The 26,057-nt window shown below is 64.6% G+C and carries 28 protein-coding genes; 9 read left to right on the forward strand and 19 right to left on the reverse strand.

Going from position 1 to position 26,057, the window contains the following annotated elements; genetic code table 11:
* A partial coding sequence (locus AC1DX4_RS30535; RefSeq protein ID WP_477223860.1) for a transposase occupies positions 1-227 on the forward strand: 227 nt, incomplete at its 5' end.
* A gap of 183 nt (positions 228-410) precedes the next feature.
* Here AC1DX4_RS30535 and AC1DX4_RS30540 read toward each other — a convergent pair.
* The 6 genes from AC1DX4_RS30540 to AC1DX4_RS30565 form a co-directional block, all read right to left on the reverse strand.
* Positions 411-2,051 (reverse strand): ABC transporter substrate-binding protein, encoded by a 1,641-nt coding sequence (locus tag AC1DX4_RS30540; RefSeq protein WP_477223861.1) that lies wholly within the window; start codon positions 2,049-2,051, stop codon positions 411-413.
* Between the two features lie 522 nt (positions 2,052-2,573).
* Complete coding sequence (gene secB / locus AC1DX4_RS30545) at positions 2,574-3,080, reverse strand: protein-export chaperone SecB (protein ID WP_477223862.1); 507 nt, start codon at positions 3,078-3,080, stop codon at positions 2,574-2,576.
* Positions 3,081-3,216: 136 nt separating this feature from the next.
* Positions 3,217-4,683: an FGGY family carbohydrate kinase gene (locus AC1DX4_RS30550; RefSeq protein WP_477223863.1), complete on the reverse strand. Its 1,467-nt coding sequence runs from the start codon at positions 4,681-4,683 to the stop codon at positions 3,217-3,219.
* The gene (locus tag AC1DX4_RS30555) at positions 4,680-5,645 is read right to left on the reverse strand and encodes an NAD(P)/FAD-dependent oxidoreductase (RefSeq protein WP_477223864.1); all 966 of its coding nucleotides are present in this window, start codon (positions 5,643-5,645) and stop codon (positions 4,680-4,682) included. The genes AC1DX4_RS30550 and AC1DX4_RS30555 overlap by 4 nt, the downstream gene beginning before the upstream one ends.
* A 10-nt stretch (positions 5,646-5,655) precedes the next feature.
* Positions 5,656-7,059: an FAD-dependent oxidoreductase gene (locus AC1DX4_RS30560; protein WP_477223865.1), complete on the reverse strand. Its 1,404-nt coding sequence runs from the start codon at positions 7,057-7,059 to the stop codon at positions 5,656-5,658.
* 108 nt (positions 7,060-7,167) lie between these two features.
* Entirely contained in the window at positions 7,168-7,668 is a 501-nt protein-coding gene (locus AC1DX4_RS30565) for an FxsA family protein (protein ID WP_477223866.1), read from the reverse strand.
* Between the two features lie 217 nt (positions 7,669-7,885).
* Here AC1DX4_RS30565 and AC1DX4_RS30570 point away from each other — a divergent pair, with 217 nt between their 5' ends.
* From AC1DX4_RS30570 to AC1DX4_RS30585, 4 genes are read left to right on the forward strand one after another with little or no spacing between them, the layout of a single operon-like run.
* Positions 7,886-8,593: a Tim44/TimA family putative adaptor protein gene (locus AC1DX4_RS30570; protein ID WP_477223867.1), complete on the forward strand. Its 708-nt coding sequence runs from the start codon at positions 7,886-7,888 to the stop codon at positions 8,591-8,593.
* A 22-nt stretch (positions 8,594-8,615) separates the two neighbouring features.
* Positions 8,616-9,716, forward strand: a complete 1,101-nt coding sequence (gene mltA, locus AC1DX4_RS30575; RefSeq protein ID WP_477223868.1) for a murein transglycosylase A — start codon at positions 8,616-8,618, stop codon at positions 9,714-9,716.
* Positions 9,713-10,243 (forward strand): Smr/MutS family protein, encoded by a 531-nt coding sequence (locus AC1DX4_RS30580; protein WP_477223869.1) that lies wholly within the window; start codon positions 9,713-9,715, stop codon positions 10,241-10,243. Before mltA ends, AC1DX4_RS30580 begins: the two co-directional genes overlap by 4 nt.
* Positions 10,244-10,268: 25 nt before the next feature.
* Positions 10,269-10,637 carry a helix-turn-helix domain-containing protein gene (locus tag AC1DX4_RS30585; protein ID WP_095205062.1) on the forward strand — a complete coding sequence of 123 codons (369 nt, stop codon included), beginning with the start codon at positions 10,269-10,271 and terminating at the stop codon, positions 10,635-10,637.
* A gap of 93 nt (positions 10,638-10,730) precedes the next feature.
* Here the strand turns inward: AC1DX4_RS30585 and AC1DX4_RS30590 are convergent, their stop codons facing one another.
* The 4 genes from AC1DX4_RS30590 to AC1DX4_RS30605 all read right to left on the reverse strand — a co-directional run bounded on the left by AC1DX4_RS30590 (position 10,731) and on the right by AC1DX4_RS30605 (position 14,084).
* Positions 10,731-10,976 carry a hypothetical protein gene (locus AC1DX4_RS30590; protein ID WP_477223870.1) on the reverse strand — a complete coding sequence of 82 codons (246 nt, stop codon included), beginning with the start codon at positions 10,974-10,976 and terminating at the stop codon, positions 10,731-10,733.
* 398 nt (positions 10,977-11,374) lie between these two features.
* Positions 11,375-11,989 carry a transglutaminase-like cysteine peptidase gene (locus AC1DX4_RS30595; protein ID WP_477223871.1) on the reverse strand — a complete coding sequence of 205 codons (615 nt, stop codon included), beginning with the start codon at positions 11,987-11,989 and terminating at the stop codon, positions 11,375-11,377.
* A gap of 159 nt (positions 11,990-12,148) precedes the next feature.
* Complete coding sequence (locus AC1DX4_RS30600) at positions 12,149-13,426, reverse strand: polyhydroxyalkanoate depolymerase (RefSeq protein ID WP_477223872.1); 1,278 nt, start codon at positions 13,424-13,426, stop codon at positions 12,149-12,151.
* A 289-nt stretch (positions 13,427-13,715) separates the two neighbouring features.
* On the reverse strand, positions 13,716-14,084 hold the full coding sequence (locus AC1DX4_RS30605; protein ID WP_172221832.1) for a septal ring lytic transglycosylase RlpA family protein: 369 nt from the start codon (positions 14,082-14,084) through the stop codon (positions 13,716-13,718).
* Positions 14,085-14,393: 309 nt separating this feature from the next.
* Between AC1DX4_RS30605 and AC1DX4_RS30610 the strand changes: the two genes are divergently transcribed.
* On the forward strand, positions 14,394-14,570 hold the full coding sequence (locus tag AC1DX4_RS30610; protein WP_475455408.1) for a hypothetical protein: 177 nt from the start codon (positions 14,394-14,396) through the stop codon (positions 14,568-14,570).
* A 294-nt stretch (positions 14,571-14,864) separates the two neighbouring features.
* On the opposite strand, the gene AC1DX4_RS30615 is transcribed toward AC1DX4_RS30610, so the two are convergent.
* The 8 genes from AC1DX4_RS30615 to tauA form a co-directional block, all read right to left on the reverse strand.
* The gene (locus AC1DX4_RS30615) at positions 14,865-15,662 is read right to left on the reverse strand and encodes an ATP-binding cassette domain-containing protein (protein WP_477223873.1); all 798 of its coding nucleotides are present in this window, start codon (positions 15,660-15,662) and stop codon (positions 14,865-14,867) included.
* A 7-nt stretch (positions 15,663-15,669) separates the two neighbouring features.
* On the reverse strand, positions 15,670-16,446 hold the full coding sequence (locus AC1DX4_RS30620; protein WP_475436973.1) for an ABC transporter permease subunit: 777 nt from the start codon (positions 16,444-16,446) through the stop codon (positions 15,670-15,672).
* The gene (ssuD, locus tag AC1DX4_RS30625) at positions 16,443-17,615 is read right to left on the reverse strand and encodes an FMNH2-dependent alkanesulfonate monooxygenase (RefSeq protein ID WP_477223874.1); all 1,173 of its coding nucleotides are present in this window, start codon (positions 17,613-17,615) and stop codon (positions 16,443-16,445) included. Before ssuD ends, AC1DX4_RS30620 begins: the two co-directional genes overlap by 4 nt.
* Before the next feature lie 71 nt (positions 17,616-17,686).
* Positions 17,687-18,652, reverse strand: a complete 966-nt coding sequence (locus AC1DX4_RS30630; RefSeq protein WP_477223875.1) for a sulfonate ABC transporter substrate-binding protein — start codon at positions 18,650-18,652, stop codon at positions 17,687-17,689.
* Between the two features lie 354 nt (positions 18,653-19,006).
* Positions 19,007-19,195, reverse strand: coding sequence for a hypothetical protein (locus AC1DX4_RS30635; protein WP_258588406.1), 189 nt, complete (start codon positions 19,193-19,195; stop codon positions 19,007-19,009).
* Positions 19,196-19,220: 25 nt separating this feature from the next.
* Positions 19,221-20,081 carry an ABC transporter permease subunit gene (locus AC1DX4_RS30640; RefSeq protein ID WP_477223876.1) on the reverse strand — a complete coding sequence of 287 codons (861 nt, stop codon included), beginning with the start codon at positions 20,079-20,081 and terminating at the stop codon, positions 19,221-19,223.
* Positions 20,078-20,851: a taurine ABC transporter ATP-binding protein gene (locus AC1DX4_RS30645; RefSeq protein WP_477223877.1), complete on the reverse strand. Its 774-nt coding sequence runs from the start codon at positions 20,849-20,851 to the stop codon at positions 20,078-20,080. Before AC1DX4_RS30645 ends, AC1DX4_RS30640 begins: the two co-directional genes overlap by 4 nt.
* A gap of 183 nt (positions 20,852-21,034) precedes the next feature.
* Positions 21,035-22,048, reverse strand: a complete 1,014-nt coding sequence (gene tauA, locus AC1DX4_RS30650; protein ID WP_477223878.1) for a taurine ABC transporter substrate-binding protein — start codon at positions 22,046-22,048, stop codon at positions 21,035-21,037.
* Positions 22,049-22,968: 920 nt separating this feature from the next.
* Here tauA and AC1DX4_RS30655 point away from each other — a divergent pair.
* The gene (locus AC1DX4_RS30655; protein ID WP_477223879.1) at positions 22,969-23,418 is read left to right on the forward strand and encodes an RrF2 family transcriptional regulator; all 450 of its coding nucleotides are present in this window, start codon (positions 22,969-22,971) and stop codon (positions 23,416-23,418) included.
* 25 nt (positions 23,419-23,443) lie between these two features.
* Entirely contained in the window at positions 23,444-24,802 is a 1,359-nt protein-coding gene (locus tag AC1DX4_RS30660; protein ID WP_477223880.1) for an FAD/NAD(P)-binding protein, read from the forward strand.
* Between the two features lie 14 nt (positions 24,803-24,816).
* On the opposite strand, the gene AC1DX4_RS30665 is transcribed toward AC1DX4_RS30660, so the two are convergent.
* The gene (locus tag AC1DX4_RS30665; RefSeq protein ID WP_477223881.1) at positions 24,817-25,587 is read right to left on the reverse strand and encodes a type 1 glutamine amidotransferase domain-containing protein; all 771 of its coding nucleotides are present in this window, start codon (positions 25,585-25,587) and stop codon (positions 24,817-24,819) included.
* 112 nt (positions 25,588-25,699) lie between these two features.
* Between AC1DX4_RS30665 and AC1DX4_RS30670 the strand changes: the two genes are divergently transcribed.
* Positions 25,700-26,053 (forward strand): winged helix-turn-helix transcriptional regulator, encoded by a 354-nt coding sequence (locus AC1DX4_RS30670; RefSeq protein ID WP_477223882.1) that lies wholly within the window; start codon positions 25,700-25,702, stop codon positions 26,051-26,053.
* Positions 26,054-26,057: the final 4 nt, after the last annotated feature.

Below are 26,057 nucleotides of genomic sequence, written 5' to 3' on the forward strand. Positions count from 1 at the left end.
AAGGTCGCCGCGTCATCTGGGGCGGCCGGCATGCTCTGCGCAGGGTGGTCTACATGGCAGCGCTCACCGCCAGCCGCTCAAATCCCGTACTCAGAGCCTTCCACCAGCGTCTCATTGCCAACGGCAAGCAACCAAAGGTCGCCATCGTCGCCGTGGCCCGAAAGATTATGACCATCCTCAGCGCCATGCTTCGACACAACCAACCCTGGTGTCCAGACAAAGCCTGAAAACACAGTTGCTCATCCGGCCGCTTTGCGGCCACCTTCTCCCCGAGGGGAGAAGAGGGAAGCGCTAGCGCCAACAGTCTCCTCTCCCCTCGGGGAGAGGGTGGCCGGAGCGAAGCGGAGGTCGGGTGAGGGGGTAGCGCCGACCTCGGCTTAGGAAGTTTCAACGCGTCTCGCTGGACGTCATCAACTCTCAATCCAAACCTTCTCGAAGTGCTGCTCCAGCGCCTGGTGCTGCTCGCAGCCTTCGACGCCCTTGCGATAGGTCCGGTAGACCGAGCGCCAGTAGGGTTGGATGATGATGCCGCTGTCGCGCAGATTCTTCTCGATGCCGGCCATGATCTCCTTGCGGGCCTTGGCATCCGGTGTCGCCAGCGCCTTGTCGAGCAGGTCGTCGAACTCCTTGCTGGCGTAGGCGCTTTCGTTCCAGGCGGCGCCCGATTTGTAGGCCAGCGCCAGCACCTGGACGCCAAGCGGCCGGCCCAGCCATTCGGTGCAGGAGAAGGGATATTTGCTCCAGTCGTTCCAGAAGGTGGCGGCGGGCAGCACGGTGCGCTTGACCTTGAGGCCGGCCTCGCGCATCTGCGCCGAGATGGCGTCGGCGGTGCTCTTTTGCCATTCGACGTCGACCGAGATCAGCTCGTATTCATGGTCCGCCTTGCCGGAGGCGGCGAGTAGCTTCTTCGCCTCCTCCACATCGCGCTTGGCCGGGCCGATATCGGCATATTCGGGGTGCATGGGGCCGACATGGTGGTTGTCGGCTGGTTTTCCCCGGCCATCGAGGCCGAGCTGCAGCACGGCGGAATTGTCGATGGCGAGCTGCGCGGCGCGGCGCAGCTTGACGTCGTCATAGGGCGCATTGCCGACATTGAAGCGGGCGACGATGGTGGAGCCGGTGGCGATCTCGGAATTCTTCAGCCCCATCTTGTCGGTCTGCGAGACGGCATCGGTGGCGGTTTCGTGATCGGTGTCGATCTCGCCGGATTCGAAGGCCGACAGCATGGCGTTGGGGTCGGAGCCGTAGTCGATCCACTGGATGCCATCCAGGTAGAAGTCGCCCTTCCACCAGGGCTTGTCCTTGCGCTTCACCTCTGCGCCGGTCTCGGCGTCCCACTTCACCAGTTGGCAGGGGCCGGTGGTGATGGCGAGCGCCTTCATGGGGTCGCCGTCGCCCTCATAGGAGCGGTGCATGATCAAGGCGGGATAGTCGGCCATGCCGGCGATCAGCGAGATGTCGGGCTTGGGCAGGTTCAGCTTGATGGTGAAATCGTCGACCTTCTCGATGCCGCCATCGACCACCTTCTTGGTGTCGGCATTGACCAGCGCGCCCATGCGCGCGGCGACCGAGTTGCCGGCGACGCCGGCCTCGCACCAGCGGGTGAGGTTGTGGACGACATCGTCGGCGTTGAAGGCATCGCCATTCGACCAGGTGATGCCCTTGCGCACATGCAGTGTCAGGGTCTTGGCGTCGTCGCTCATCTCCCATTTTTCGAGCAGCCAGGGCTCGAAGGAAAAATCTGTGTTCCAGCGCACCAGATATTCGTTGCAGTGGCGGGCGACATTCGACATCTCCACGCCGTCGAAGGTGCGCGGGTCCTTGAACCCCTTGACGTTCATGGCGACGCGCAAGGTGCCGCCCTTCTTGGGCTCGGCGGCGCGGGCCGGGGTCGCGGCCAGGCCACCCAGCGCCAGCGCGCCGGCGGCGCTGACGCCGAGACCGGCCATCAGGGCAAGATATTCGCGGCGGTTGATGCCGCCTGTTTTGAAATCGTCGGCGACGGGCTTGGCCCGCGGGTGCAGTTTGCGGTCGGTCAGCATGAATTTCATCGTCGTTCCCCTGATTGTTGGTGCATGCCGCCCAAAAGTGCCTAGCGGTTTTGGGAAAACGGCATGCACAGAAAGAATTCGTCCCGACGAATCGCCAACGCGGGGGCGGCTGCGACCGCCGGGACGCCTTTGCCTGAGAGGCCGATGATAGAGGGGGGTGACGTTGGGGAGTGTTCTGGAATCCGCAGGAGTTGTGCGGTGCTCCGCAGGGAGCAACGGGGTGTAAGTGGGCGATAGAGTAGAAACTCGCCGCCGCCGAGTTCCGTCACACCCCCCTCGGCCCTGCCGGGCATCTCCCCCGCAAGGGGGAGATTGGCAGTTCATGCGTTGCGCCACCTTTGAGACGCATGAGATTGGCGAAGGCCGAGACGACATCCGATCTCCCCCCTTGCGGGGGAGATGTCCGGCAGGCCAGAGGGGGGTGCTGTCCCGCCAGCATTGCCCAGGATCCTGCAAGTAGAAGCACCCAACAAAAAACCCGGCACAAGGCCGGGTTTTTCAGAACATCCGTTCAGGCCGAAATCAGCTCACCTGGACCTTGGACGCCGCGGCCTGGTCTTCGGCGATCTTCTGCTGGAACATCTGCGCAAAGTCGATCGGGTCGAGCATCAGCGGCGGGAAGCCGCCATTGCGGGTGGCTTCGGCGATGATCTGGCGGGCGAAGGGGAACAGCAGACGCGGGCATTCGATGAACAGGATCGGCAGCATGTGCTCCTGCGGGAAGCCCGAAATGGCGAAGACGCCGCCATAGACCAGCTCGACGTTGAACAGCACTTCCTGGTCGAAGGAGGCCTTGGCGTTCAGCGTCAGATTGACGTCGAACTGCTTGTCGGAGAGCGGGTTGGCGTTGACGTTGACGTTGATGGCGATGCCGGGGGCCTTGTCGCGGCCGCGCAGCGAGTTCGGCGCGCCGGGGCTTTCGAAGGACAGGTCCTTCACATACTGGGCCAGGACGTTGAGCGACGGTTGCGCCGCCGTGTTGCCGTTTCCGTTGGCCGCGCCGGCTGGCGCGTCATCATTGCTGGCCATGAGCCTAATCCTTTTCCCCTGGGCAGCCTTGCTGACCGAATTGAAATCGGGCGTTGGCTAGCATGGCCGTGATGACAAGACAAGGTTGGCCGCCTTGTGCACCCCGCGGGCAGGCACGCCGCGGGTCCGGTGCCGATCAACGCCCAACGCCTTGCGGCGAAGCCAGCTTCCCTGCCAGGTCGATCGCCATCTGGAAATACGCGCGCCGCTCGCGGATCATTTGGGATCGGGGGCTTGGCACGACCAGGCGCGGTGGCTCGCCCAATCGGTGCGGCACCGGCAAGCCCGACGCTTGATACGCCATTTCCGCCGCCCCCAGCCCGGTGAGGTCGGCGCTTTCCTGCAAGCGCACCGGACGCGCCATGGCGTCGGCAAGGAACTGGACGAAGTAGCTGTTGCGGGCAAGCCCGCCATCGATGGAGACGGGCTCGTCACCCTCGCCGCCTAGTGCCTCGATGAGCTCCGCCCCGCGATAGGCTATGCCCTCGAGGACGGCCTTGCGCAGATCCGTCGCCGTCGTCGATTGCCTGAGGCCGACAAAGCTGGCGCCGACATCGCGTCGCCAATAGGGGGCGGCGAGGCCGGCAAGTGCTGGAACAAAGGCAATCTCGCGGACGATCGCCGGCGTGGCGTCCTCGAAGGCGAAATCCTCGTAGGAGGCGGCCAGGCCCAGCGAGATTGCCCAGTCGACCGCGGCCGCGGCCGTATAATCACCCCCGTCGAGCGCATAGAGCGGCGCTTGGTCAGCCAATTGCCAGGCGATTGTCGGAACAAGGCCCGGCCTGTCGAGGATCGGCGCGGCGCCCGACAGCGCCAGCGCGAAGCTCCCGGTCCCGAAGGTGATCTTTGCATCGCCCACCGTGCGGCAGCCATGCCCGAACAGCGCAGCCTGTTGATCGACGATGCTGACCACGAGGGGAAGCTCCCGGCCAGAGCGCCGGATCAGGCCGAAGAAGCCCGACGTCGGAACGATTTCGGGCAACAGGTCGCGCGGCACGCCGAAGATCCGGCAGAGCTCATCGTCGAACCGGCAATCGTCGATTTTCATCAGGCTGGTGCGCGAGGCGGTGGTCGGATCGGTCACATACTGGCCGGTCAGCCGGTCGATGAAGAAACTTTCCGACGTGCCGATGCCAAGGCGGCCGGCGCGCGCGGCTTCGCCGACAGCCGGCACGTTCTCCAGCAGCCAGGCAAGCTTGGAGGCGGAGAAATAGGCGTCGACAGGAAGGCCCGACAGCGCCGTGATCCGCGCCTTCGTCGAGGCCGGGAGGGCGTCGAGCTGGCCTTGTGACCGTTGATCCTGCCAGACGATGGCGTTGTAAAGCGCACGTTTCGTCACCCGGTCCCAGGCGACGACCGTCTCTCCCTGATTGGCCAGCGCCACCGCCGAAATTTTGGGGTTGGCGGCAAGCGCGCGATCGATCAGCGTCTCGATATTGCCGATCAATTCCTCCGCGTCATGCTCGACAAGGCCGTCCCGTGGCAGGATCTGGCGATGCGCCAGCCCGCCGCACGACAGGAAATGACCGTCGCCGGTCAGCAAGAACGCCTTGGTGGAGGTCGTTCCCTGATCGATGGCAAGGATGACCGGGGTTTGCGTCATGTCGGGCGGCTCCCTGCGCGTGTCCGGGCCAGATCGGCCGCGATGCTGGCCACGGCGTTGCGCCCATCGATCGCGCAAGGCCCGGAGGACCGCACCGAGCGAAGCACATTGCCCGCCGCATAGATATGCGGATCGGCCGTGCGGAACGCCGCATCGACCGCAGGGCCGCGTGTCGTCGCATCGACCCCCATTGGATGAAGCCGTGCGAGCGTCGCTTCGGGCAGCCAGTCGCCGGAAAACACGACGCCGTCGCAGGCGACTGTGTGGCGCAGGCCGTCATGCTCGAAGGTCAAGGCCTCGACGCGCTTCTCGCCTTCGATCCCGATGATCCGGACATCGGTTTTCACCGCGACGCCAAAGACCACACGCGATCCCAGCGCCACGAGCGCCGGGCTGCGCAATCGTGGTGCTTCGTCGATGATCATGCGCGGCCTGCCGCCGAGATGTCTTAGCGTCAGGATTGTCGAGAAGGCGACGATCTCGCTGCCGACGATGATGGGGTTCCGGCATGGCAGGCGATTGTGCAGATAGACGAAGCGTTGCAGGGCGCCTGTCGTCAGAATGCCGAACGGCCGTCCGCCGGAGATCAGTCGCGCGGCCCGAGGTGTCTCGCGAATACCGCTGGCCAGCAGCACGCGGCGCCCGGCCAACTCATAGGGACCGTCCGGCCCGCTGACGGCAACCACGCCTCCCGGGCGCAGCATCGTCACCGCATGGCCGCAGCGAAGATCGATCCCGTCGGCACGCTCGCGCAAGGCGCTGGCATAGCGCGGCCCGGTCCAGAGACGGGCGAAATCGCGCATTCCGAACCCAATGTGTCCGCAATGACGTGGGGCGCCACCCGCTTCGGCCTCGCGCTCGAGAACCGTAACGGAGAGCCCAAGGCGGCGCGCGGCGATCGCCGCGCTCAAGCCCGCCGGCCCGGCGCCGATGACAAGGAGATCAGGGGTTTCAGGCGTCACTGTTGGTACCTCACGGCAATGGCGGCACTTCCAGCAGCTTGTTGTTCGCCATCTCGCACACCGCCGCCAGGCAGTTGAAGCCCTGGCATCGACCCATCATTGCGCGTGTGCGCCGCTTCAACCCGCCGAGATTGCCCGCAGGCAAAGGGCCGGCGAGCGCCGCACCGATTTCGTCCCCGGTGACGAGTTCGCACAGGCAGATGATGTCGCCGCGTCCCGGCCGTTCGTGGTCTCGCGGCAGATGTTCGGCAAGGTTCGGCAGTGACGGCCAGGTCAAATCCTGCAAAGGCCGGAGTGGAAGAAAATGCTCTCCAACGAGTTCCGTGACATGGTCCGCAATGCCGAGCGCCGCCGTCAGGCCGGTGGAACGGATGCCGGCCACCGTCACCCAGTGACGTTCGGGGATTGCCTCGATGATGTAGTCCTTCTGGTCGCTTGCCGGCCGAAGCCCGGCATAGGTGGCCGTGACCGGCTCTTCGCCAAGGACTGGCACCATGCGCGCCGCCTCGCCGATCAGATGTTCCAGGGCGCTGCGCTCGACCGTCGCCAGGCTGCGGTTGTCCTGGTCCTCCGCCGTCGGCCCGACGAGCACATTACCGAAGATGGTCGGGCAGACGACGACGCCCTTGGTTCGTTCCGTCGGCACAGGCAGCAGGATCGTCGGAACGTGGCGTTGTGCCGTTTTGTCGAAGACGACGAACTGACCCTTGCGTGGCCGAATGGCAAACGAACTCGGTCGCGACAACGCCTCGACATGATCGCCGTGATTTCCGGCGCAGTTGATGACGATACCGGCGTCCACCGTGCTGTTCCCGGCGGAGAGCCGCCAGATCCCGCCAAGTCGCTCGGCCTTGTCGACATCGAAAAGCCGCCGCACCGCTCCGCCATGAGCCATGGCTTGCAAGACGTAGGCCAGCGGCGAAGACCAGGGATCGATGATGTGCTCGCCCGGCACGCTGAGGGCAGCGACCGCCGAGGCGGCGAGCTCCGGCATCCGATGGCGAAGCGCGTCCAGCTCGATTGGCCGCACGTCGGTCACGCCATTGCGGTGCGCCTTGTCGACGATCGCGGGAAGGCGCGTGGCTTCCTCCTCGCTCCAGGCGACAAGCACGGCGTCGGTGTGGAGGATCGGCAGGCCGAAAAGGCTTCTCTCCGCCAGGTAGCGCTTGCGGCCGCCTTGCATCATCCGCACTTCGCGGCTGCCAGGCGGGGCGTCGAAGCCGGTATGAAGGATCGCCGAATTGCCTTTGCTCGCGCCGTCCAGGATATCGGCGCCACGTTCGAGCAGAATGACGGACAGCCCAGAGAGCGTCAGTGCCCGAAACACGGCGCAACCGACCACCCCGGCGCCGATCACAGCGACGTCAAATCCGGCAGCGGCCTTGAGCGGTGGAGGTGGAGCGGAAATCGCCATCCGGCCATTCATATGCGATGTTGGCGATCCACATCAAAGCAAAACTCAATCAGATTGCAAGGCCCGGCGGACTGCAAGGCTGGGCAGCCGGCGCGCCCCGTTCAGGACCTAATCATCCTTCAGACGCCGCCACGGCGAGTTGTGATCCGGTCCGCGCTTGAAATCGTCCGAGCGCGAATAGTCGCCGTCGTCGAGGTCGATGACCTTGTCGCGCTGGCGGCCGCGAAAACCGCCGGCCGAGAAATCGGTGGCGACGACGATGCGGCCCTTGAACCGGCGCCAGGCGAGGTCGCGCACCGGCGGCAGGAACAGCAGCAGGCCGATAATATCCGTGATGAAGCCGGGGATGATCAGCAGGATCGCGGCGACCACGATCATGGCGCCGTGGGCAAGATGGCGGCTGGGATCGTGGCCGGCAGCCATCTCGGCGCGCACCCGCGCCATGACGCCAAAACCCTGGTACCGGAGTACAAGCACGCCGGCAATGCTCGACGCCAGCACCAGGCCGACCGTCGCCAGCGCGCCGACCTCACGGCCGACGATGACGAAACCGGCGATTTCCAGCAGCGGAAGGGCGAGAAGAAAAAGGGGAAGCAGCGAAATGCGCAAGTCTTGCCAATCTTTTTTCGAATGTGTTGGTCGTTTGGATGTTTTGCCCGTCGGCAGCCAATCGCCGCTGGCACTGAGGCTGTTAGATAGGTATGCCTGCCTTTGATTTGAATGATTGCACCTTGCGTTCTATATGCTTTGAATGTTGAACGCTATGCGACCGCGGCCTGTTGGCTGGATGGTCCGGCCTCGAGGCAGGGATTGATTGGCGGAAGATATGGGATTCTTCGACTTCGGCACGATTTTCTTCCTGATCGCGGCGGTGGTGATCTTCTTCCAGCTGCGCAACGTGCTGGGCCGTCGGACCGGTAGCGAGCGGCCGCCCTTCGATCCCTATACCGCGACCCGCACCGACAAGGACGCCACCCAGAAGCCCGAGAATGTCGTTTCGCTGCCGCGCAAGCGGCTGCCGGGCGAGCCGGCGCCGGCCGACGCCTATACGGCGATCGACGCCTTCGCCAAGCCGGACACCGACCTTAACAAGGGTCTGCGCACGATCAAGGACAATGATCCGTCCTTCGAGCCGAAGGGTTTCGTCGACGGCGCCAAGATGGCCTATGAGATGATCGTCATGGCCTATGCCGACGGCGACCGCAAAACGCTGAAGAACCTGTTGTCGCGCGAGGTTTTCGACGGTTTCGTCGCCGCCATCGGCGAACGCGAGGCCAAGGCGGAAAAGATCCAGTCCTCCTTCGTCGGCATCGACAAGGCCGATATCGTCTCGGCCGAGATGAAGGGCGGCGAGGCGCATGTCACGCTGCGCATCATCAGCGAGCTGATTTCGGCGACTCGCGACAAGGCCGGCGCCGTCATCGACGGCGATCCAGAAACCGTGGCCGAGGTCAAGGATGTCTGGACCTTCGCCCGCGACACACGCTCGCGCGATCCGAACTGGAAGCTCGTCGCCACCGAAGAAGAAGACTGAGCCCAGGCAGAGCGGGGCTCCGGTGTCGCTATCGCCTCTCTTTTTGGCAAAGTCTTTCGATGATCTCCCCGGCTGGGGCGACGATGACCATCTGCCGGCCTTCGAGGCTTTTCGCCGTTCCGCTTTCCATATCCTGGTAAAACCCTATCGCAGCGGTGCGCTCGGCGTCGATTTCAGCGCCTTTGCCGAAGCCTATGCGCAAGCGCGCGAGGCTTCTCCCGCCGACCGGTCAGAAGCCCGCGCCTTCTTCCAACGCCATTTTGTCCCCATGCTGGTCCGCGCCGAAACCGGTGCCGGGCTGGTCACCGGCTTCTACGAGCCGCAGGTCGAGGCGTCGCCGGTGCGGACCGAGCGTTTTGCCGTGCCGCTTTTGTCGCGGCCGACCGATCTCGTCGATGTCGATGACGCCAACCGGCCGAAGGGGATGGATTCTTACCTGGCCTTCGCGCGCCGGACCGCCAACGGACTGGCTGAGTATTTCGACCGGGGCGCGATCGAGCGTGGCGCGCTTGGGGGCCAAGGGTTGGAGATCGCCTGGCTGGCCGACAAGGTCGACGCCTTCTTCGTCCATGTGCAAGGGGCGGCGCGGCTCGCCATGACCGACGGCCGGCTTCCCCGCGTCACCTACGCCGCCAAGTCCGGCCAGCGTTTCACGGGGCCGGGCAAGGTGCTGAGTGAGCTGGGCGAAATCCCGCTCGCCGAAGTGACGATGCAGTCGATCCGCGCCTGGTTCAAGGCGCATCCGAACCGCGTCGACGAGATCCTGTGGCAGAACCGCTCCTATATCTTCTTCCGCGAGGCTGATGTCGAGGATGCCGCCCTTGGTCCGATCGCGGCCGCCAAGGTGCCGCTGACGCCGGGCCGCTCGGTCGCCGTCGACCGGCTGCTGCACACTTTCGGCACGCCTTTCTACATCGACGCGCCGACATTGACCGCTTTCGACAAAAACCCGTTCCGGCGGCTGATGATCGCGCAGGACACCGGCTCGGCCATCACCGGGCCGGCCCGCGGCGATCTGTTCGCCGGCTCGGGCGATGCGGCCGGCGAGATCGCCGGCGTGGTGCGCAATGCCGCCGACTTCTACGCGCTGGTGCCACGCGCGCTGGCCGGGGGCGCAAAATGAGTAAGCGTCCCGATAAACTCAGCGAAGACGACCGGGTGCTGTGGAACCTGGTGGCGCGCACGGCCAAGCCGCTCAAAGGCCGGATTTCTGTCGACATCCCCGACCTGGCCATCGAGGCCAAACCGACGGCGCCGCAGACGGCCCAGCCCGCCGCGAATGCGCCGGGTGCGGCAAAGCCGAAGGTCCAGCATGTCACGCACCGGCTCGACGAGCCGACGCTGGACAAATTGTCGAAGGGCCGGCTGCCGATCGAAGGCCGCGTCGATCTGCATGGGATGACGCAGGACGAGGCCTATTCGCTGCTGTTCTCGTTCCTGCACCGGGCGCATGCCGGCGGCATCCGCTATGTGCTGGTCATCACCGGCAAGGGGTCGTCCTCCGGCGGTGATGGCGTGCTGCGGCGCGCCGTGCCGGCCTGGCTGTCGACGCCGGCGTTCCGGCCGCTGGTCTCCAGCCACGACCATGCCGCCCGCAACCATGGCGGCTCGGGCGCGCTCTATATCAGGCTGCGGCGGCTGCGCGCATGAGGGCTGACGCTGGGAGGCGGGGCGCATGACGCCGTTCGGCGAACGGCTGCGGGCGCTGCGAGCCGAGCGCGGCGTCAGCCAGAAGGACATGGCGGCGGCAATCGGCGTCAGCGCCGCCTATCTCTCGGCGCTCGAGCATGGCAGGCGCGGCGCGCCGACCTGGACGCTGATCCAGAAGATCATCGGCTATTTCAACATTATCTGGGACGATGCCGAGGAATTGGCGCGGCTGGCCGAAGCCTCGCATCCACGCGTAAAACTCGATACGTCGGGTCTTAATCCCGCCGCCACCGAGTTGGCCAATCTTCTGGCCGAGAACATCGAAAAGCTGGACGAGGCGGAACTGCGCCGCATCACCGCCTCGATCCGCGCGGCGCTGGGCCGGCTGAAGTAACTGGTTTTTGCCCGGTTGTTGCGACGGCCGGATGTCTGCCTGATCGCAAAACAGTGCCCGCCGGCGAACCGCCAGCGGGCAGCTGTGGCGAGATCAATACTTGCCGGCGGTGCCGCCATTGGGGTTGCCGCCGTTGGTGCCCGGGCGGCCCTGGTCGCCGTGGCCACCGTTGCCACCGCCCAGGCAGTCCGAGGCGCCGACAGTGCCGCAACAACGGCCAGCCCAAAGGTCATTGAGGTTGGTGTGGACGCAGCTGACCGTCTGGTCGGCCATAGCGGATCCGCCCAGGGCCGATACGGCAGCGACGGCGAGAAGGGTGTTGCGCAGGAAAGCAGTCATTTGAAGTCTCCATGGTTGGGTTTTCGTCATTCACGGCTGTGTGTCGCCGGGCGAACGGAAATGGTTCATGGAGAGGTGGAGAAAATTTTCGGGACGGCTGCCGATGGGCACGGTGCCTCGAAGGCGGAGGACCTTCTCGCCTTCGTCATCCACGGGCGGAGCGGGAGCGAAGCGGACGCGCAGACCCGAGGATCCATGCCGCGACTTGCGAGCGCCGCAGCGGTGCAAAATCTAACGATGCTCGGATGAAGACGACGCCCGTTCCTGGGCCGCCGTGTTCTGTGTTGGGGTCACGGCATGGATCCCAGGGTCTCCGCGACGCCGCTTTGCGGCTGCTCCGCCCTAGGATGACGAAGCGACGGGTGCGGCCGCTCGAACTGGGCCGCAGCCCCAGTCCCCTATTCCACCGACCCCACCAGAACCTGCTGGCCGCCGCGGATCGAGACCCAGCGGCCGGTGTTGTCGATCGCCTGCCGCTTGAGGAAGCGGTAGCCGGTCTGGTCCCAGGCCTTGACCTTGTCGGTCAGATTGTCGAGCACGTAGTCGCCCTTGTCGGTGCGCACCGTCAGCACGGAATGGCCTTCGCCGTCGGGCTTGCGCACCACGGTGATGAGAAGATCGGCAAGCGAGATGCCCATGTGGGACAGCCGGCGGCGCTTTTCCAGCACATAGTCCTCGCAATCGCCGACGCCCTTGTCGGGATAGGCCCAGACCTCGTCCTTGCCGTAGATGTCCATGTCGCTCATCGGCTTGACGGCGGCGTTGACCCTGGCGGTAACGCCGGCGAGCTTGCTCATCAGCCCATTGGTCATCCTGGCCGGTGCCAGATTGCTCGGACGGATCGAGCACTCGCCGGGGTGCAGCTTGCAGAAATCATAGTGGCCGATCGGCTGCGAGGTGATGCCCCCGGTCGCCATCGCTCCGGCTGCCATTGCCGGCCAGCTTCCCGTGGCGGCCAGACCGGCCGCAGCCGCGCACAAGCGCAACCTTCTCGCCATTGTTGAGGAATTCATTGTCCCCGCCCACCCTGTTGTTAACGAAACGTTAAGGGCGATTGACAGTCCGTGTCAATTACGGCGACGGCCTGATTTGCAGCATGGTTACCCGCGGGGAGGGACAGCGTCTATTGTGCAACAGAATCGGCCCGAAGGCCGATTTTGCAGCGGAATTACTTAGCGCTTGGCGGTGCGGACCAGCCTTGGCTTCACCGCGACGCGGTTCTGGCGGCCATAGCTGGTGATGAAGTCGACGATGCGCGGCACGATCTCGGAGCGGAAGCGCGAGCCGTTGAAGACGCCGTAATGGCCGACCGCCGGCTGCATGTAGTGCGCCTTCTTGTCCGCCGGAATGTTGACGCACAGATCCTGCGCCGCCTTGGTCTGGCCAAGGCCCGATATGTCGTCGTTCTCGCCCTCGACGGTGAACAGAGCGACGTTGCGAATAACCGAGGGATCGATCTTCGTGCCGCGATGCGTCATCTCGCCCTTGGGCAAGGCCTGGCGGACAAAGACGGTGTCGACGGTCTGCAGGTAGAACTCCGCCGTCAGGTCCATGACCGCCAGATACTCGTCATAGAAGTCGCGGTGCTTCTCGGCATTGTCGCCATCATGCTTCACAAGATGCATGAAGAAGTCCTTGTGGGCGATGATGTGGCGGTCGAGGTTCATGCTCATGAAGCCGGATAGCTGCAGGAAGCCCGGATAGACCTCGCGGCCGAAGCCGGGCACCGGCCAGGGCGCGTGCATGATGACATTGTCGCGGAACCAGTCGATGCCCTTTTCCTCGGCCAGCAGATTGACCGCGGTCGGATTGCGGCGGGTGTCGATCGGGCCGCCCATCAGGGTCATCGTCGACGGCACGAAAGGGTCGCCCTTCGCCTCCATCAGCGCCACCGCCGCCAGAACCGGCACGGAAGGCTGGCACACCGCCATCACATGGGTGTCGGGCCCGAGCGCATGGAACATGTCGATGATGTAGTCGATATAGTCGTCGAGATCGAAGCTGCCGTCGGCCAGCGGCACCATGCGGGCATCGACCCAGTCGGTGATGTGGACATCGGCATAGGGCAGCATGGCTTCCACCGTGCCGCGCAGCAGCGTGGCATAGTGGCCCGACATCGGCGCCACGATCAGAAGCTTCGGATCCGGCTTGCGGCCAGCAGGGACAGCGCGCTCGAAGCGGACGAGATTGCAGAATGGCTTCGACCAGACGGTCTTTTCGGTGACCGCGACGCTCTTCCAGTCGACGACGGTCTTGTCGAGGCCGAAGGCGGGCTTGCCATAGCGGCGCGTGGTGCGTTCGAACAGTTCGGCGCCCGCCGCGATCGAACGGCCCCAGGGGGTGTGCGAGATCGGATTGAGCGGGTTCGAGTAGAACATCCGCACCGCATCGGCGTAGAGGCGCGCAGGCTGCAAGGCAGCGTGGTTCATTTCGTAGAGCTGGTAGAACATTAAGAACCCCGCTGCTGCCTCGACCGAAGGGACGACGAGCAGCGCCGAGCCTCAAATGTCTCGCGGCGAAGTTAACAACTAATTGCTGCGACGCAATACGTCACGTTGCGTGACCAATGGTTCTTTCGTCCAAAGGCTTGCAAATCCGCCTGGAATGGCCGAGCCGGCTCAATGTGCAGTGCCGAAATGTGTAGGAAATGTGTCCGGCCCTGGTGGCGGACACCAGACCATGATCCCGAAAAGTGGTTCCGGTTTTCGGAAGAGATCATGGTCCAAGGAAAAGACTACATCAGACCCGCGCCACGCAGACAGCGGTCTGGCCGGAGCTGATAAAGCCGAGCTGGCCGGCGGCGCCCTTCGACAGATCGAGCATGCGACCCCTGATGAACGGGCCACGATCGTTGATGCGCACGATGACGCTTTTGCCATTGTGCTGGTTGGTGACCCGCAATTTGGTGCCGAACGGCAGTGTGCGGTGGGCGGCGGTCATCGCCGAAGGGTTCATGCGCTCGCCCGATGCGGTCTTCGAGTGCAGCGCGTACCAGGAGGCGCGGCCGCACTGGCCGGCGGCAGCGGTTGCCGAGGTAGCAGAGGCGCCGACCATCAGGCCAGCAGCGATCGTTACCGCGACAAGCGCGGTCTGGTTTAGGTTCTTCATCTTTAGGGGGTGGCTCCGTTTTTGACAGACCCCAGCCGTTAGGTGGCGAATAAGGCAGGAAATGCGGCAAGCATCTGTCCGTTCCGTGGCGAGATCACACGTTTGGAGTCAGCGGGTAACAGTCTGTTAGGGATTTCTTGGCGAGATTTGATCAATTCTCGATGATCTTCGGGCCGATATCCGAGATCGCTTTGACAAGATATCGGATTAATATCCAAGTAGAATTCGGCGTGATTGAGCCAATTCCTTTGGCTCTTTCATCACGCCGGTACCGCCGCAAACGATCGACTTGAAAAGCGAGATCCGTCAATGAGACTGACCAAAAATCTTCTGGCCTTGATTGTGCTGGCTATCGGCGCGGTGTGGTCGCTGCAAGGCATCGGCGTGGTCGGCGGCAGTTTCATGACCGGCCAGTCGCAATGGCTCTATATTGGTCTGGTCGCGATGTTGGTCGGCTTGGCCGGACTGGTGTGGGCGAACCGGTAGGGGCGGCGCTGAAAGGTCGACCCCCACTCCGTCGAGCTTCGCTCGACACCTCTCCCCCGATCGACGAGGGAGAGGAAAGGCGCGAGCTTAACCGAGATTAGCGCCCTTCCTCTCCCTCCGGAGGGGGGAGAGGTGGCGCCGCGAAGCAGCGACGGAGTGGGGGAAGGCGGTCCTCAAATGTGCCGCCGCAAGACAGCAATAGCCCGGCGAGCAAGAAAATAGTCACCCATGCTACCCGGTCGATTCCGTTACCTATCTATCCGGTTCGGACAGAAAGCCTTGCCCCCAACAACCCTAACCGAACAGCTGGTCCAGAATCATGCCTTCGAGGCGGGCGAGCTCGGCGGAGCCGCGCCGGCGCGGCCGGGCTACCGGCACCTCCAGGTCGAGCGCGATCTTGCCTTCGCTGATCACCACCACCCGGTCGGCGAGCGCGACGGCCTCGGCGACATCATGGGTGACCAGCACGGCGGTGAATTTCTGGGCGAGCCAGATGCGTTCCAGCAATTGCTGCATTTCGATGCGGGTCAGCGCGTCGAGCGCGCCGAGCGGCTCGTCGAGCGCCAGGATCTGCGGCTGGCCGACCAGCGCCCGGGCCAGCGCCACGCGCTGTTTTTGGCCACCGGACAGCACCGAGGGCCATTCATCGGCGCGATCGGCGAGGCCGACCTCACCCAGAATGTCGAGCGCGCGTTGCCTTGAGTCCGTGCCGGAAGCGATGCCGGTCAGCCCGACCTCGACATTTCTGACCACGCTGGCCCAGGGCAGCAGGCGCGGCTCCTGGAACATGAAGCGAGTGCGGCTGTGGCCTTCTTCCTCGGCGCCCAGCGTCAGCGATCCCGATGTCGGCCGGTCGAGCCCAGCGAGCAGCCTGAGCAGTGTGCTCTTGCCGCAGCCGCTCTTGCCGATGACGGCAACGAACTGCCCAGCCGGCACGTCGAGGTCGATGCCGTCAAGCACGGTCTTGTCGCCGAAGCGTTTTTCAACGCCCTTGAAGGCGAAGGCACGCCGGCCTTCGACCGATATCGCCGGGCGCGCCGGCGCCGGAGCGGCAACGAAGGAGCGGACGGAGGTCAGGCTGGCGGCTGGCATCGAAGACTCATCCGTTCTGGAAGGCGGGATGCCAGCCGAGCGACAGCCGCTCGAGCAGGCGGGCGAGACTGTCGGCGAGCTTGCCGAGCAGCGCGTAGATCAGGATCGACAGCACGACGACATCGATCAGCAGGAATTCGCGCGCCTGCATGGCCATGTAGCCGAGGCCGGAACTGGCCGAGATGGTCTCGGCGACGATCAGCGTCAGCCACATGATGCCCAAGGCGTAGCGCAGGCCGACGAAGATCGCCGGCAGCGCGCCGGGCAGGATGACGCGGAAGAACAGCGCGCGCCGGTCCATGCCGTAGACGCGGCCCATCTCGACCAGTTGCGGATCGACGCTCTGGATGCCGAGCAGCGTGTTGACGTAGATCGGAAAGAACACGCCGAGCGCCACCAGGAAGAGTTTTGCTTCCTCGTCGATGCCGAACCAGAGGATGACGAGCGGGATCAGCGCCAGATGCGGGATGTTGCGGATCATCTGCAGCGTGGTGTCGGTCAGGCCGCGGCTGAGCCGCGACAGGCCGTTGGCGAGGCCGAGCGCGAAGCCGATCGAACCGCCGACGGCAAAGCCGGCAAGGGCGCGCGCCGTGGAAACACCGATGTTGCGGATCAATTCGCCCGAAAGCGTCAGCCGCCAGAAGGCCTCGGCGACCGCGCTTGGCGCCGGCAGCACATTGGCCGGCATGACACCGGCGCGGCTGGCAATCTCCCAGCCGGCGATGACCAGGACCGGCAGCACCCAGCCGATGGCGTTGGCGTGGAGGCGCGCGGAAAAGCTCATGACGAGGCCTGCAGGCGGGCGGCACCATGGAAGCCGACCGAGAATTCATTGGCGATGTTCTCATGCGCCCGCTGCCGCCTGGTGCCGAGCCCGAGGAGCGGGAACAACAGCTCGGCGACGCGGTAGGCTTCCTCGAGATGCGGGTAGCCCGAACCGATGATGGTATCGATGCCGATCGCCTGGTATTCGCGGATGCGTTCGACGATCTGCTCCGGCGTGCCGAGCAGTGCGGTGCCGGCGCCGCCGCGCACCAGGCCGACGCCGGCCCACAGATTGGGCGCGACGACGAGCTTGTCGCGGCGGCCGCCATGCAGTTCGGCCATGCGGCGCTGGCCGACCGAATCCATCTGGTTGAGGAAGCGGGCCTGGGCATTCTCGATCTGCGCGTCGGTGACATGGCTGATCAGCCGGTCGGCGGCGCGCCAGGCTTCGTCCTCGGTCTCGCGAACGATGAAATGCAGCCGGATGGCGAAACGCAGTTTCCTGCCGCGCAGCGCTGCCTTTTTGCGCGCTGAAGCGAGCTTCTCGGCGACTTGGGCCGGCGGTTCGCCCCAGGTCAGGTACATGTCGACGAGGTCGGCGGCGAGATCCTGCCCGGCGTCGGACGAGCCGCCGAAATAGAGCGGCGGCCGTTCCTGGCTCGGCAAAAGATCGAGGCGGCCATTCTCGACGCGGTAGTATTTGCCGTCGAAATTGACGCGCTCGCCGGACACCAGGGCGCGCCAGATGGTCAGGAATTCATGCGCCTGCGCGTAGCGCTCGTCATGCGGCAGGAAGACGCCGTCGCCGGCGAGCTCGGTCGGATTGCCGCCGACCACGACATTGAGCAGCAGGCGGCCATTGCTCAACCGGTCGAGCGCCGCGGTCTGGCGCGCGGCGAAGGTCGGCAACGTCACGCCGGGCCTGAGCGCCACCAGGATTTTGAGTTTTTCGGTGAGCGTCGCAAGGCCCGTCGCGGTGATCCAGGAATCCTCGCAATTCTGTCCGGTCGGCAGCAGCACGCCGGGAAAACCGAGCCGGTCGACCGCCTGGGCGATCTCCTTGAAATAGCCGAACTCCGGCGGCCGCTGCTGCTGTTCGGAACCAAGATAGGAACCGTCGCCATGCGTCGGGATGAACCAGAAGAAATCGAGCGGCCGTTCTGGCGTGTTCTTGGCTGGCTTGGTCATGGGCGGGCCTTTTCGAGAATACAAACGGCGATGGCGCCGGGCGTTCTCACCCGGCGCCATCGAGGAAAAAATCAGTTGCCTGGCGCGGTCCACACCGCGTCGGAGATGCGGACCGCCTTCGGAATCAGGCCGAGTTTGAAGAAGCGGTCGGCGGTTGCCTGCTGGCTGGCGATGATCTCGTCGGTGATCGGAAAGATGCCGAATTTGCTGCGGTTGGCGGCGATGATCTGGGCGTCGAGCGGCACGCCGGTCACCTCATGCAGCGCCTCGGCCACCTTGTCGCGATTCTGGTCGGCCCATTTCACCGCCTCGCCGAGAGCGGCGACGGTCGTGGTCACGACCTCTGGATGCGCCTTGGCGAAATCCTTGTTGGCGAGGAAATAGGTATTGACCTTGAGCACCTCGCTGGAGCGGGCCAGCACGCGCGGCTGGTAACGCGTCTCGGCGATGGCGAAGAACGGATCCCAGACCGCCCAGGCATCGATCTGGTCGCTGGCGAAGGCGGCGGCGGCATCGGCGGGGCTGAGATAGATCGGCGTGATCTGATCGAACGGGACGCCGGCCTTCTCCAGCGCCGCCACCAGAAGATTGTGCGCGGAGGTGCCCTTGCCGACACCGACGCGCTTGCCCTTGAGGTCGGCGACCGACTGGACCGGCGAGGCCGGCTTGACGAAGATCGCCTCGCCGTCACCATTGGACGGCAGGGCCGCGACATAGACGATGTTGGCGCCCGCCGACTGACCGAAGATCGGCGGCGCGTCGCCGGTCCAGCCGACGTCGATGGCGCCGACATTGAGGGCCTCGATCAGCGGCGGGCCAGCGGTGAACTCAACCCACTTCACGGTGACGCCGGTAAACGCCTTCTCGATCACCTGCTGCTGCTTGGCGATCACCGGCAGGCTGGTCTTCTGATAGCCGATGCTGAGCTGCTTCAGCTCCTGCGCCGAGGCGCCGAACGACAGGGCAACCGTCGCGGCGACAAGGCCGATGCCGAAAACGCGTCTTGTTAGATTGAAGCGCTTGGTCAGATTGAACATGATCCCTCTCCTTCGCTGCGGATCGGCGCCGGGAAAATGTCCTCGCCGGTTGGATGAGGGATCAGGTTAGGTAGTTCTATAAATTTAGTAGAGGAATGATTTTGCGAGTTAGCGCATAGAGATGGAATCGATTTCTCCCTTTGGCGGGACAGCGCCCGCCTCTGCCCTACCGGGCATCTCCCCCACATGGGGGAGATCGGCTGTCACCGCGGTTTTCGCCAATCGCCAACGTTGTAGAAGAGAGCGCGGCGCTGAAGCTGCCAATCTCCCCCCTCGTGGGGGAGATGTCCGGCAGGACAGAGGGGGGCGCGACAGAGCGCGACGCTCGTCATTATCGCTGTGTCGGTGTGCCCCTCACTGCGACCAGTATTGCCAGGCCCAGTAAAAACTCTCGTCGCGTGGCGGCAGGCGGTCGCGGCCGGCCTGGAATTGGACCGGCGCCGGGGAGCGCTGGCTGTCCTGCCTCGCCGCTTTGTCATCGGACGCAAGGCCCAGCAGCCAGGCACCGAAATGGGCAAACAGCACGGCGGTGGAATGGGTCATCTCATTCTCCTGCGCTTGCGGTTGATCACTCGCGCCCCGCCCATGGGACGAGCACGCGCTCGAGCCGGCGGATGATGAATTCGAGCACGAAGGCGATGGCGGCGATCACCAGAATGCCCATGATCACCACATCGGTGACCAGGAACTGGGCCGCCGACTGGATCATGAAGCCAAGCCCGCGCGTCGCCGCCACCAGTTCGGCCGCGACCAGCGTCGACCAGCCGGCGCCGAGCGCGATGCGCAGTCCGGTCAGGATCGAGGGCAGCGCGCTGGGCAGGATGACGTGGCGGACCACTTGCGCGCGCGTCGCGCCGAGTGAGCGCGCGGCGTTGATGCGCTCCTGCGAGACGCCGCGAACGCCCGACGCGGTCGACAGCGCCACCGGCGCCAGCATGGCGATGGCGATCACCAGGATTTTCGACGGCTCGCCAATGCCGAACCAGATGATGACCAGCGGCAGATAGGCGAGCGGCGGGATCGGCCGCAGGAATTCCAGCAGCGGATCGAAGATGCCGCGCCCGACGGTGCTGATGCCGATGGCAAGACCCACCGGCACGCCGATGAGAAGGGCCGCGACGAGTGCTGCAAACACGCGGCCGAGGCTGGCGACGGCGTGCTGCAGCAAGGTTGCATCGACGAAGCCGTCATTGGCGACAACGAAGAATTTGTTCCAGACGGCGGCAGGCGAAGGCAGGAACACCGGCGATACCAGTTGCAGGCGGGCCGACAACGCCCATACCGCCAGAACCACCAGGATGGTGACCGCGCTGATCATGCGCGCCGAAACGCCCTTGCGCTTCGGAGTGGCCGGCGACCATGGCACGGACAGACCATCGACCTCGTCGATCTTCTGGCTCGGTCGCTCGGTATAGGACGTCACGGTCATGCCGCCTCTCCTTCGAAGATGGCGTCGGTCAGTTCGCCGCGCGCCGCGGCGAAGGCTGGGTCGGCCTTGATGGTACGGATGGCTTCGCCCGAGGCGTAGCGCCTGGAGAAGCCCGGCTCGAAGGTCCGCACCACACGGCCGGGGCCCGGTGCCAGCACGACGATGCGGGTGGCAAGCACCAGCGCCTCCTCGATGCCGTGCGTGACCATCAGCACGCCGGCATGGCTTGCCGTCCACAGATCCAGCAGTGTCGTCTGCATGCGTTCGCGCGTCAGCGCGTCGAGCGCGCCGAGCGGTTCGTCGAGCAGCAGGAATTGAGGTTCGGCGGCGAGCGCGCGGGCGAGGCCGACACGCTGGCGCATGCCGCCGGACAGCTCCCAGATGCGCTTGTCGCCGGCGTCGGCGAGCTTGACCAGGTCCAGCAATTCGTCGGCGCGCCGCGCCCGCTCGGCTGGCCTGACACCGCGCAGCCTGAGCGCGAAGGCGACGTTTTCGCGCGCGGTCAGCCAGGGAAACAAGGCATCGTTCTGGAACACCACCGCCCGATCGGAACCGGGGGCGGTGATCGGCTGGCCGTTGATCGTGGCACTGCCGCGCGACGGCGTAACAAGGCCGGCGGCGACATTGAGCAGCGAGGTCTTGCCGCAGCCGGAACGGCCGACAAGGACGACGAAATCATCCCCGGCAATGTCAATCGACACCCGCTCGACGGCCGGTGCCGGCTGGCCGTCATAATGGATCGATATCTTGTCGAGCACGAGATGCGGCATGAGGCCTCGCAGGAGGGATTCCAGAGCATGATCCCGAAAAGTGGCGTCCGGTTTTCGGAAAAGATCATGCTCAAACGAATGGATAATCCGACTGCCCCGGAAAGGCTCCTCGTCAGCAGTTCCGGGGCAGGCAGCACGCGGCGTCAGGGAAGGAGATCCGCGCGTTCAGGTGGCGTCAGGCGCTCAGTTCGAGGCCAGCGCCTCGGTGACGTATTTCGATGTCACATATTTCGAATAGTCCGGCAGCACGACGTCGACCTTGCCCTGCTCCTTGAGGAAGGCGGATGCCGCCGCGACCGCCTTGACCGTGCCGCCGCCGAGGAACTTGTCGGAGGCCTGCTCTTCGAGCGTCGGGAAGACATAGCCCTTCAACAGCTCCGGCACCTCTTCCAGCTTGGCGCCGGTGAGCTTGGCGATCTTGCCGGCCTGCGGCGAGGACACCGACCAGGCGTCGGGCTTGGCGAGGTATTCGGCATAAGCGGCGCCCGTCACCTTGACGAAGTCGCGCACCGCTTCCGGGTTCTTCTCGGCAAAATCGGTGCGCACGATCCAGGCGTCGAAGGTCGGCGCGCCCCAGGCGGCAACCTGCGAGGAATCCAGTACCACCTTGCCTGTCGTCTTGATCTGGCCGAGCGCCGGATCCCAGACGTAAGCCGCATCGATGTCGCCGCGGGCGAAAGCGGCGGCGATTTCCGGCGGCCTGAGATTGAGGATCTGGACCGACTTCGGGTCGACATTCTCGTGCTTGAGCGCGGCAAGCAGGCTGTAATGCGTCGTCGAGACGAAGGGCACCGCCACCTTCTTGCCGGCGAGGTCGGCGACCTTCTCGATGCCGGCACCGTTGCGGGCGACCAGCGCCTCGGACGGCCCGATCAGGCCGACGACGAAGATGGTCTGGATCGGCAGTTCGCGGCTGGCGGCGGCCGCCAGCGGGCTCGAACCGACATAGCCGATATCGACCGAGCCGGAAGCGACTGCGGCGATGACGTCGGCGCCGGAATCGAATTTGCGCCAGTCGATGGTGGCCTTGGTGGCCTTTTCATAGACGCCGTCGGCCTGCGGCACTTTGGAGGGCTCGACCACCGTCTGGTAGCCGATGGTGATCTTCAGATCATCGGCCAAGGCTGGGCTGAGGAAGGCGGCGCCGGCAAGGGCGGCCGACGACAGAAGGAGAATGCGTCGCGAAATGGTGGACATCAAAGGGCTCCATGAAAACAGAGAAAACCGGATTGCCCTATGATAGTCCGCTAATTCTATCGCTCTTGTAGAGTTAAATCCTTCCAACGAAGGTGGGTTTGTTGGAAAAAACCTGTCGGTGGTGGAGCACCCGAGCGCATAGGTCGGCTGCTGCCGCCTCACCGTCCCGATGACAAACCGAACAGGGATGGTACTCCGCGAGCCTCCCCGGCTTCGTCATCCTAGGGCGAAGCAAGGAGCGAAGCGACGCACGCAGACCCTAGGATCCATGCCGTGACATCAAAGCGTCTCGACGGTGATCAGGGATGGCAACGGGACAAGATTTCATTCCTCACCGCTGCACTCTTCGATCAACGTCGCGGCATGGATCCTCGGGTCTTCGCGACGGAGCTTCGCTCCTGCTCCGCCCGTGGATGACGAAGTTGGGAGGCTCAGGCAACTCGATAACCGTCGGCGCCATCACCCACGAAATAACAATTTTCGCTTTTGCGATTGTCACGCAAATCCATACCTCAAACAGTTGCGGAATTGACAACCCGTTCCGCGTGTTCGAGGGTAAGTATAGTATCCTTATCGACATGCGGGAACTGGAGGCGACGATGAGAGGGCACCCCATCACCATGATCGCTCACGGCATGCATCGGCTCCCGGCGCCGCGTGAGTCGGCACGTGACACGGCTGTCATGCGGAAACCATTTGTCGCCTTGTTGCCGTCGACGCGCATTTCTGTGCTCTTAATGGCACAAAGGCCTGACAAAATGGCTACAGCGGCTTGAAAACGAAGCAAATTCAACGTTCCTCGGCTTGTATATCATGTCACTAGAATTTATGTGTCATGGATGCTTGAGCGTGGCGGGGAGGCTCGCCAGGCGTTTCGCAGGGATGGCCCGGCCATCGCATGACAGAGAAACGTTGGATCTATGCTCACCAAAAAAGGCAAGTACGGCCTCAAGGCGCTGGTCCACCTGGCGCAGATACCGGCCGGGCAGCTCGCTTTCGTTGGCGACATCGCCACCGGCAACAATATTCCGAAGAAATTTCTCGACGCCATTCTCGGCGAGTTGCGCAATGCCGGTTTTGTCCAGAGCCGCAAGGGCAAGGATGGCGGCTACCGCCTGGCGCGGCCGGCCGACGAGATCAAGGTCGGCCATGTCGTGCGCGTCCTCGATGGGCCGCTGGCGCCAATTCCCTGCGCCAGCCGCACACAATATCAGCGCTGTGAAGACTGCAACGAGGCGACATGCCAAGTCCGACATCTGATGCTCGAGGTCCGGCAGGCGATCGCCGAGGTGCTCGATCAGCGCAGCCTTGCCGAGATGCGCGATATCGGCCTCGACGACCTGCCGGTCACGGTGAAGGTCCAGGCCTGACGCCTCGCACGCCGCGGAGGCGCGCATGAGCGGGCGTGCCAATTCCATTATCCCCAGTTCCATCATCATTGTCGGCGGCGGCGCCAGCGGCGTGGTGATGGCCGCGCACCTGCTGAAATCATCCAACCCTGATCTGCGCGTGACGCTGATCGAAAGGCGCCCGCATTTCGGACAAGGCGTCGCCTATTCGACGCTGCTGTCGGCGCATGTGCTGAATGTCAGTGCCGCCGGCATGAGTGCCTATGCCGACGATTCCGGCAATTTCTGGCGCTGGCTGCAAGGGCGTGGGCTGGTTAGCCCGGAGCAAACGCCGCAGACGCCCTTCTACGCGCCGCGCAGCATCTATGCCCGCTACCTCGGCGAGTTGCTGGACGACCTCGAAGCGCAGGAGCAGCCGACCGGCAGGCTTCGCCTGATCCACGAGGAAAGCCGGTCGATCACGCCGACCCCGTCCGGCGTCGAGGTGGCGCTTGCCAACGGCACCAGCGTCGTCGCGCATCTGGCCATACTGGCCACCGGCCATGACGAACAGCCGGCGCAGGGCAGTGCAATCCGGATGGGCTCGGAAGCCGACACGGAGCTTGCCCCGGACAGCCGGGTGATGGTGCTGGGCACGGGCCTCAGCATGGTCGATGCGTTCCTGGCGCTGGAACAGCGCGGCCACACGGGCGAGATCGTCGCCGTTTCCCGGCGTGGCCTGCTGCCGTCGCCGCACCGCAAGGGCAACCCGATCAAGCTCGATGTCGCCGACATCCCGCTCGGCACCCAGCTCTCCTATTTCGTCGGCTGGTTCCGCGACCTGATCAAGGAAAACCAGAAGGCCGGCGTCGACTGGCGCGACGTGGTCGACGGTCTGCGGCCGTTCAACCAGAAGATCTGGCAGAACTGGCCGGCTTCGGCCAAGCGCCGCTTCGTCGAGCACACCAAGGCGTGGTGGGACATCCACCGCCATCGCATGCCGCCCGAAGTCTATGCGCGTGTGACCGAGGCGGTGAAATCGGGACGCATCCGCCTTGTCGCCGGCCGCGTCGTCGACATCGCGAAAGGTGGTGACTTCACCGTCCAGGTCCAGTCGCGCCACACACAGCGCCTCGAGACCTTCGACGTCGCCCGCATCTATGATTGCTCCGGAATCGTGCGGGACATTTCGACCTCGTCGAACAGCGTCGTGCGCTCTCTGGTCGACCGTGGGCTCGCGCGGCCGGATCCGATGCGCATCGGCCTCGACGTCTCCGCCAATTGCGAGATCATCGCCGGCGACGGCACGGTCTCGCGAAAGATCCTCGCCGTCGGCCCGCTGACGCGCGGCACCTTCTTCGAGATCGACGCCATTCCCGACATCCGCGTCCAGTGCGCGCGGCTGAGCAAGCAGTTGCTGGGGTAGGCGCTGGCTGGCGTTCAGCCGCCCAGCGCCTCGCAGACAAGGCGTGCGGTCTCGGCGCCGGAAAAATTCTGCTGGCCAGTGATCAGATTGCCGTCGCGTATGGCAAAGCCGCGCCACAACCCGGCCTGGACATAGTTGGCGCCTGCTGCCTTCAACTCATCCTCAATGCGCCAAGGCATCAGGTGCTTGCCGCGCTCAAGCGCGCCCATCTCCCAGGTCGCCTTGTCGGCGAAATCCTCCTCGGCATTGGCGAAACCGGTCACGGTCTTGCCCGTGACGAGCAGGGATCCGTCCCCGCGCCTGGCGTAGCGCAGCAGCGCGGTGCCGTGGCAGAGCGCGGCGGCCACCTTGCCGGCTTCATGGAAGGCGACGAATGTCTGTTGCAGGTCGGTCGCGCTCTCGTAAGTGAACATCGGCGCCTGGCCGCCGGCGACGACGATGGCGTCGAAACTGTCGATATCGATCTCGGCCACCGGCCGCGTGTTGTCGACCAGAGCAGCCAGGTTCGGGCTCGACAGGAAGCCGAGCGAGATGAGGTCTGTCTCGGAGTAACCCGAGGGGTCACGCGGGTCGCTCAACGCGTCGGCCTCGCATCTGCCGCCATCGGGCGAAAAGATCTCCACCGCGTAGCCGCGTTCGGTGAAGGCGAACCAGGGATGCGTCAGCTCGCTCCACCAGAAGCCGACCGGCCAGCCGGTCGTGGTCGAAATGGCCGGATTGGCGATGACGATCGCGACATTTTTCGGCCGACGTGCATTGACCGGATTGGCATCCCTGACACTCATCTTGGCTCTCCCGTTATGAAGCTGTCGCCGACAAAGCCGGGCGCTGCAATCTGGCCATATGGCGGGGCAAAATCCGCTTTCGCCGCGGCGGCGCCTTGCCTAGGATCGGTGCATGACCCAACGCGGAAGACTGTATGGCTGCCCGGTCGAGTTCGCGCTCGACGCGCTCGGCGGCAAGTGGAAAACGGTGATCATCGCGCGGATCAAGCAAGGCCCGTTGCGCTATTCCGAGTTGCGCCGGCTGATCCCCTCGCTGTCCGACAAGATGCTGACGCAGCGGCTCGCCGATCTCGTCGAGATCGGCTTCGTCGCGCTCGAGCCGTCGCCCGACGGCAAGGCACGTTACGCCTTGACCGGGCGCGGCCACGATCTCGCCGCAGCGCTGCAGGCGCTCTACGACTGGGGCAGCGAGCACGGCCGTGCGGAAGGCGTGCGCTTTCGCACCGACATTGATGCCGCCGCCTAACAAA

This window comes from Mesorhizobium sp. P3_A8 (genome assembly GCF_056402995.1).

Coding starts and splice junctions, on each gene's coding strand:
- AC1DX4_RS30540 (WP_477223861.1), bottom strand. CDS start 2,051: ATGAAATTCATGCTGACCGACCGCAAACTGCACCCGCGGGCCAAGCCC.
- secB (WP_477223862.1), bottom strand. CDS start 3,080: ATGGCCAGCAATGATGACGCGCCAGCCGGCGCGGCCAACGGAAACGGC.
- AC1DX4_RS30550 (WP_477223863.1), bottom strand. CDS start 4,683: ATGACGCAAACCCCGGTCATCCTTGCCATCGATCAGGGAACGACCTCC.
- AC1DX4_RS30560 (WP_477223865.1), bottom strand. CDS start 7,059: ATGGCGATTTCCGCTCCACCTCCACCGCTCAAGGCCGCTGCCGGATTT.
- AC1DX4_RS30570 (WP_477223867.1), top strand. CDS start 7,886: ATGGGATTCTTCGACTTCGGCACGATTTTCTTCCTGATCGCGGCGGTG.
- AC1DX4_RS30580 (WP_477223869.1), top strand. CDS start 9,713: ATGAGTAAGCGTCCCGATAAACTCAGCGAAGACGACCGGGTGCTGTGG.
- AC1DX4_RS30585 (WP_095205062.1), top strand. CDS start 10,269: ATGACGCCGTTCGGCGAACGGCTGCGGGCGCTGCGAGCCGAGCGCGGC.
- AC1DX4_RS30590 (WP_477223870.1), bottom strand. CDS start 10,976: ATGACTGCTTTCCTGCGCAACACCCTTCTCGCCGTCGCTGCCGTATCG.
- AC1DX4_RS30595 (WP_477223871.1), bottom strand. CDS start 11,989: ATGAATTCCTCAACAATGGCGAGAAGGTTGCGCTTGTGCGCGGCTGCG.
- AC1DX4_RS30600 (WP_477223872.1), bottom strand. CDS start 13,426: ATGTTCTACCAGCTCTACGAAATGAACCACGCTGCCTTGCAGCCTGCG.
- AC1DX4_RS30605 (WP_172221832.1), bottom strand. CDS start 14,084: ATGAAGAACCTAAACCAGACCGCGCTTGTCGCGGTAACGATCGCTGCT.
- AC1DX4_RS30610 (WP_475455408.1), top strand. CDS start 14,394: ATGAGACTGACCAAAAATCTTCTGGCCTTGATTGTGCTGGCTATCGGC.
- AC1DX4_RS30615 (WP_477223873.1), bottom strand. CDS start 15,662: ATGCCAGCCGCCAGCCTGACCTCCGTCCGCTCCTTCGTTGCCGCTCCG.
- AC1DX4_RS30620 (WP_475436973.1), bottom strand. CDS start 16,446: ATGAGCTTTTCCGCGCGCCTCCACGCCAACGCCATCGGCTGGGTGCTG.
- ssuD (WP_477223874.1), bottom strand. CDS start 17,615: ATGACCAAGCCAGCCAAGAACACGCCAGAACGGCCGCTCGATTTCTTC.
- AC1DX4_RS30630 (WP_477223875.1), bottom strand. CDS start 18,652: ATGTTCAATCTGACCAAGCGCTTCAATCTAACAAGACGCGTTTTCGGC.
- AC1DX4_RS30635 (WP_258588406.1), bottom strand. CDS start 19,195: ATGACCCATTCCACCGCCGTGCTGTTTGCCCATTTCGGTGCCTGGCTG.
- AC1DX4_RS30640 (WP_477223876.1), bottom strand. CDS start 20,081: ATGACCGTGACGTCCTATACCGAGCGACCGAGCCAGAAGATCGACGAG.
- AC1DX4_RS30645 (WP_477223877.1), bottom strand. CDS start 20,851: ATGCCGCATCTCGTGCTCGACAAGATATCGATCCATTATGACGGCCAG.
- tauA (WP_477223878.1), bottom strand. CDS start 22,048: ATGTCCACCATTTCGCGACGCATTCTCCTTCTGTCGTCGGCCGCCCTT.
- AC1DX4_RS30655 (WP_477223879.1), top strand. CDS start 22,969: ATGCTCACCAAAAAAGGCAAGTACGGCCTCAAGGCGCTGGTCCACCTG.
- AC1DX4_RS30660 (WP_477223880.1), top strand. CDS start 23,444: ATGAGCGGGCGTGCCAATTCCATTATCCCCAGTTCCATCATCATTGTC.
- AC1DX4_RS30665 (WP_477223881.1), bottom strand. CDS start 25,587: ATGAGTGTCAGGGATGCCAATCCGGTCAATGCACGTCGGCCGAAAAAT.
- AC1DX4_RS30670 (WP_477223882.1), top strand. CDS start 25,700: ATGACCCAACGCGGAAGACTGTATGGCTGCCCGGTCGAGTTCGCGCTC.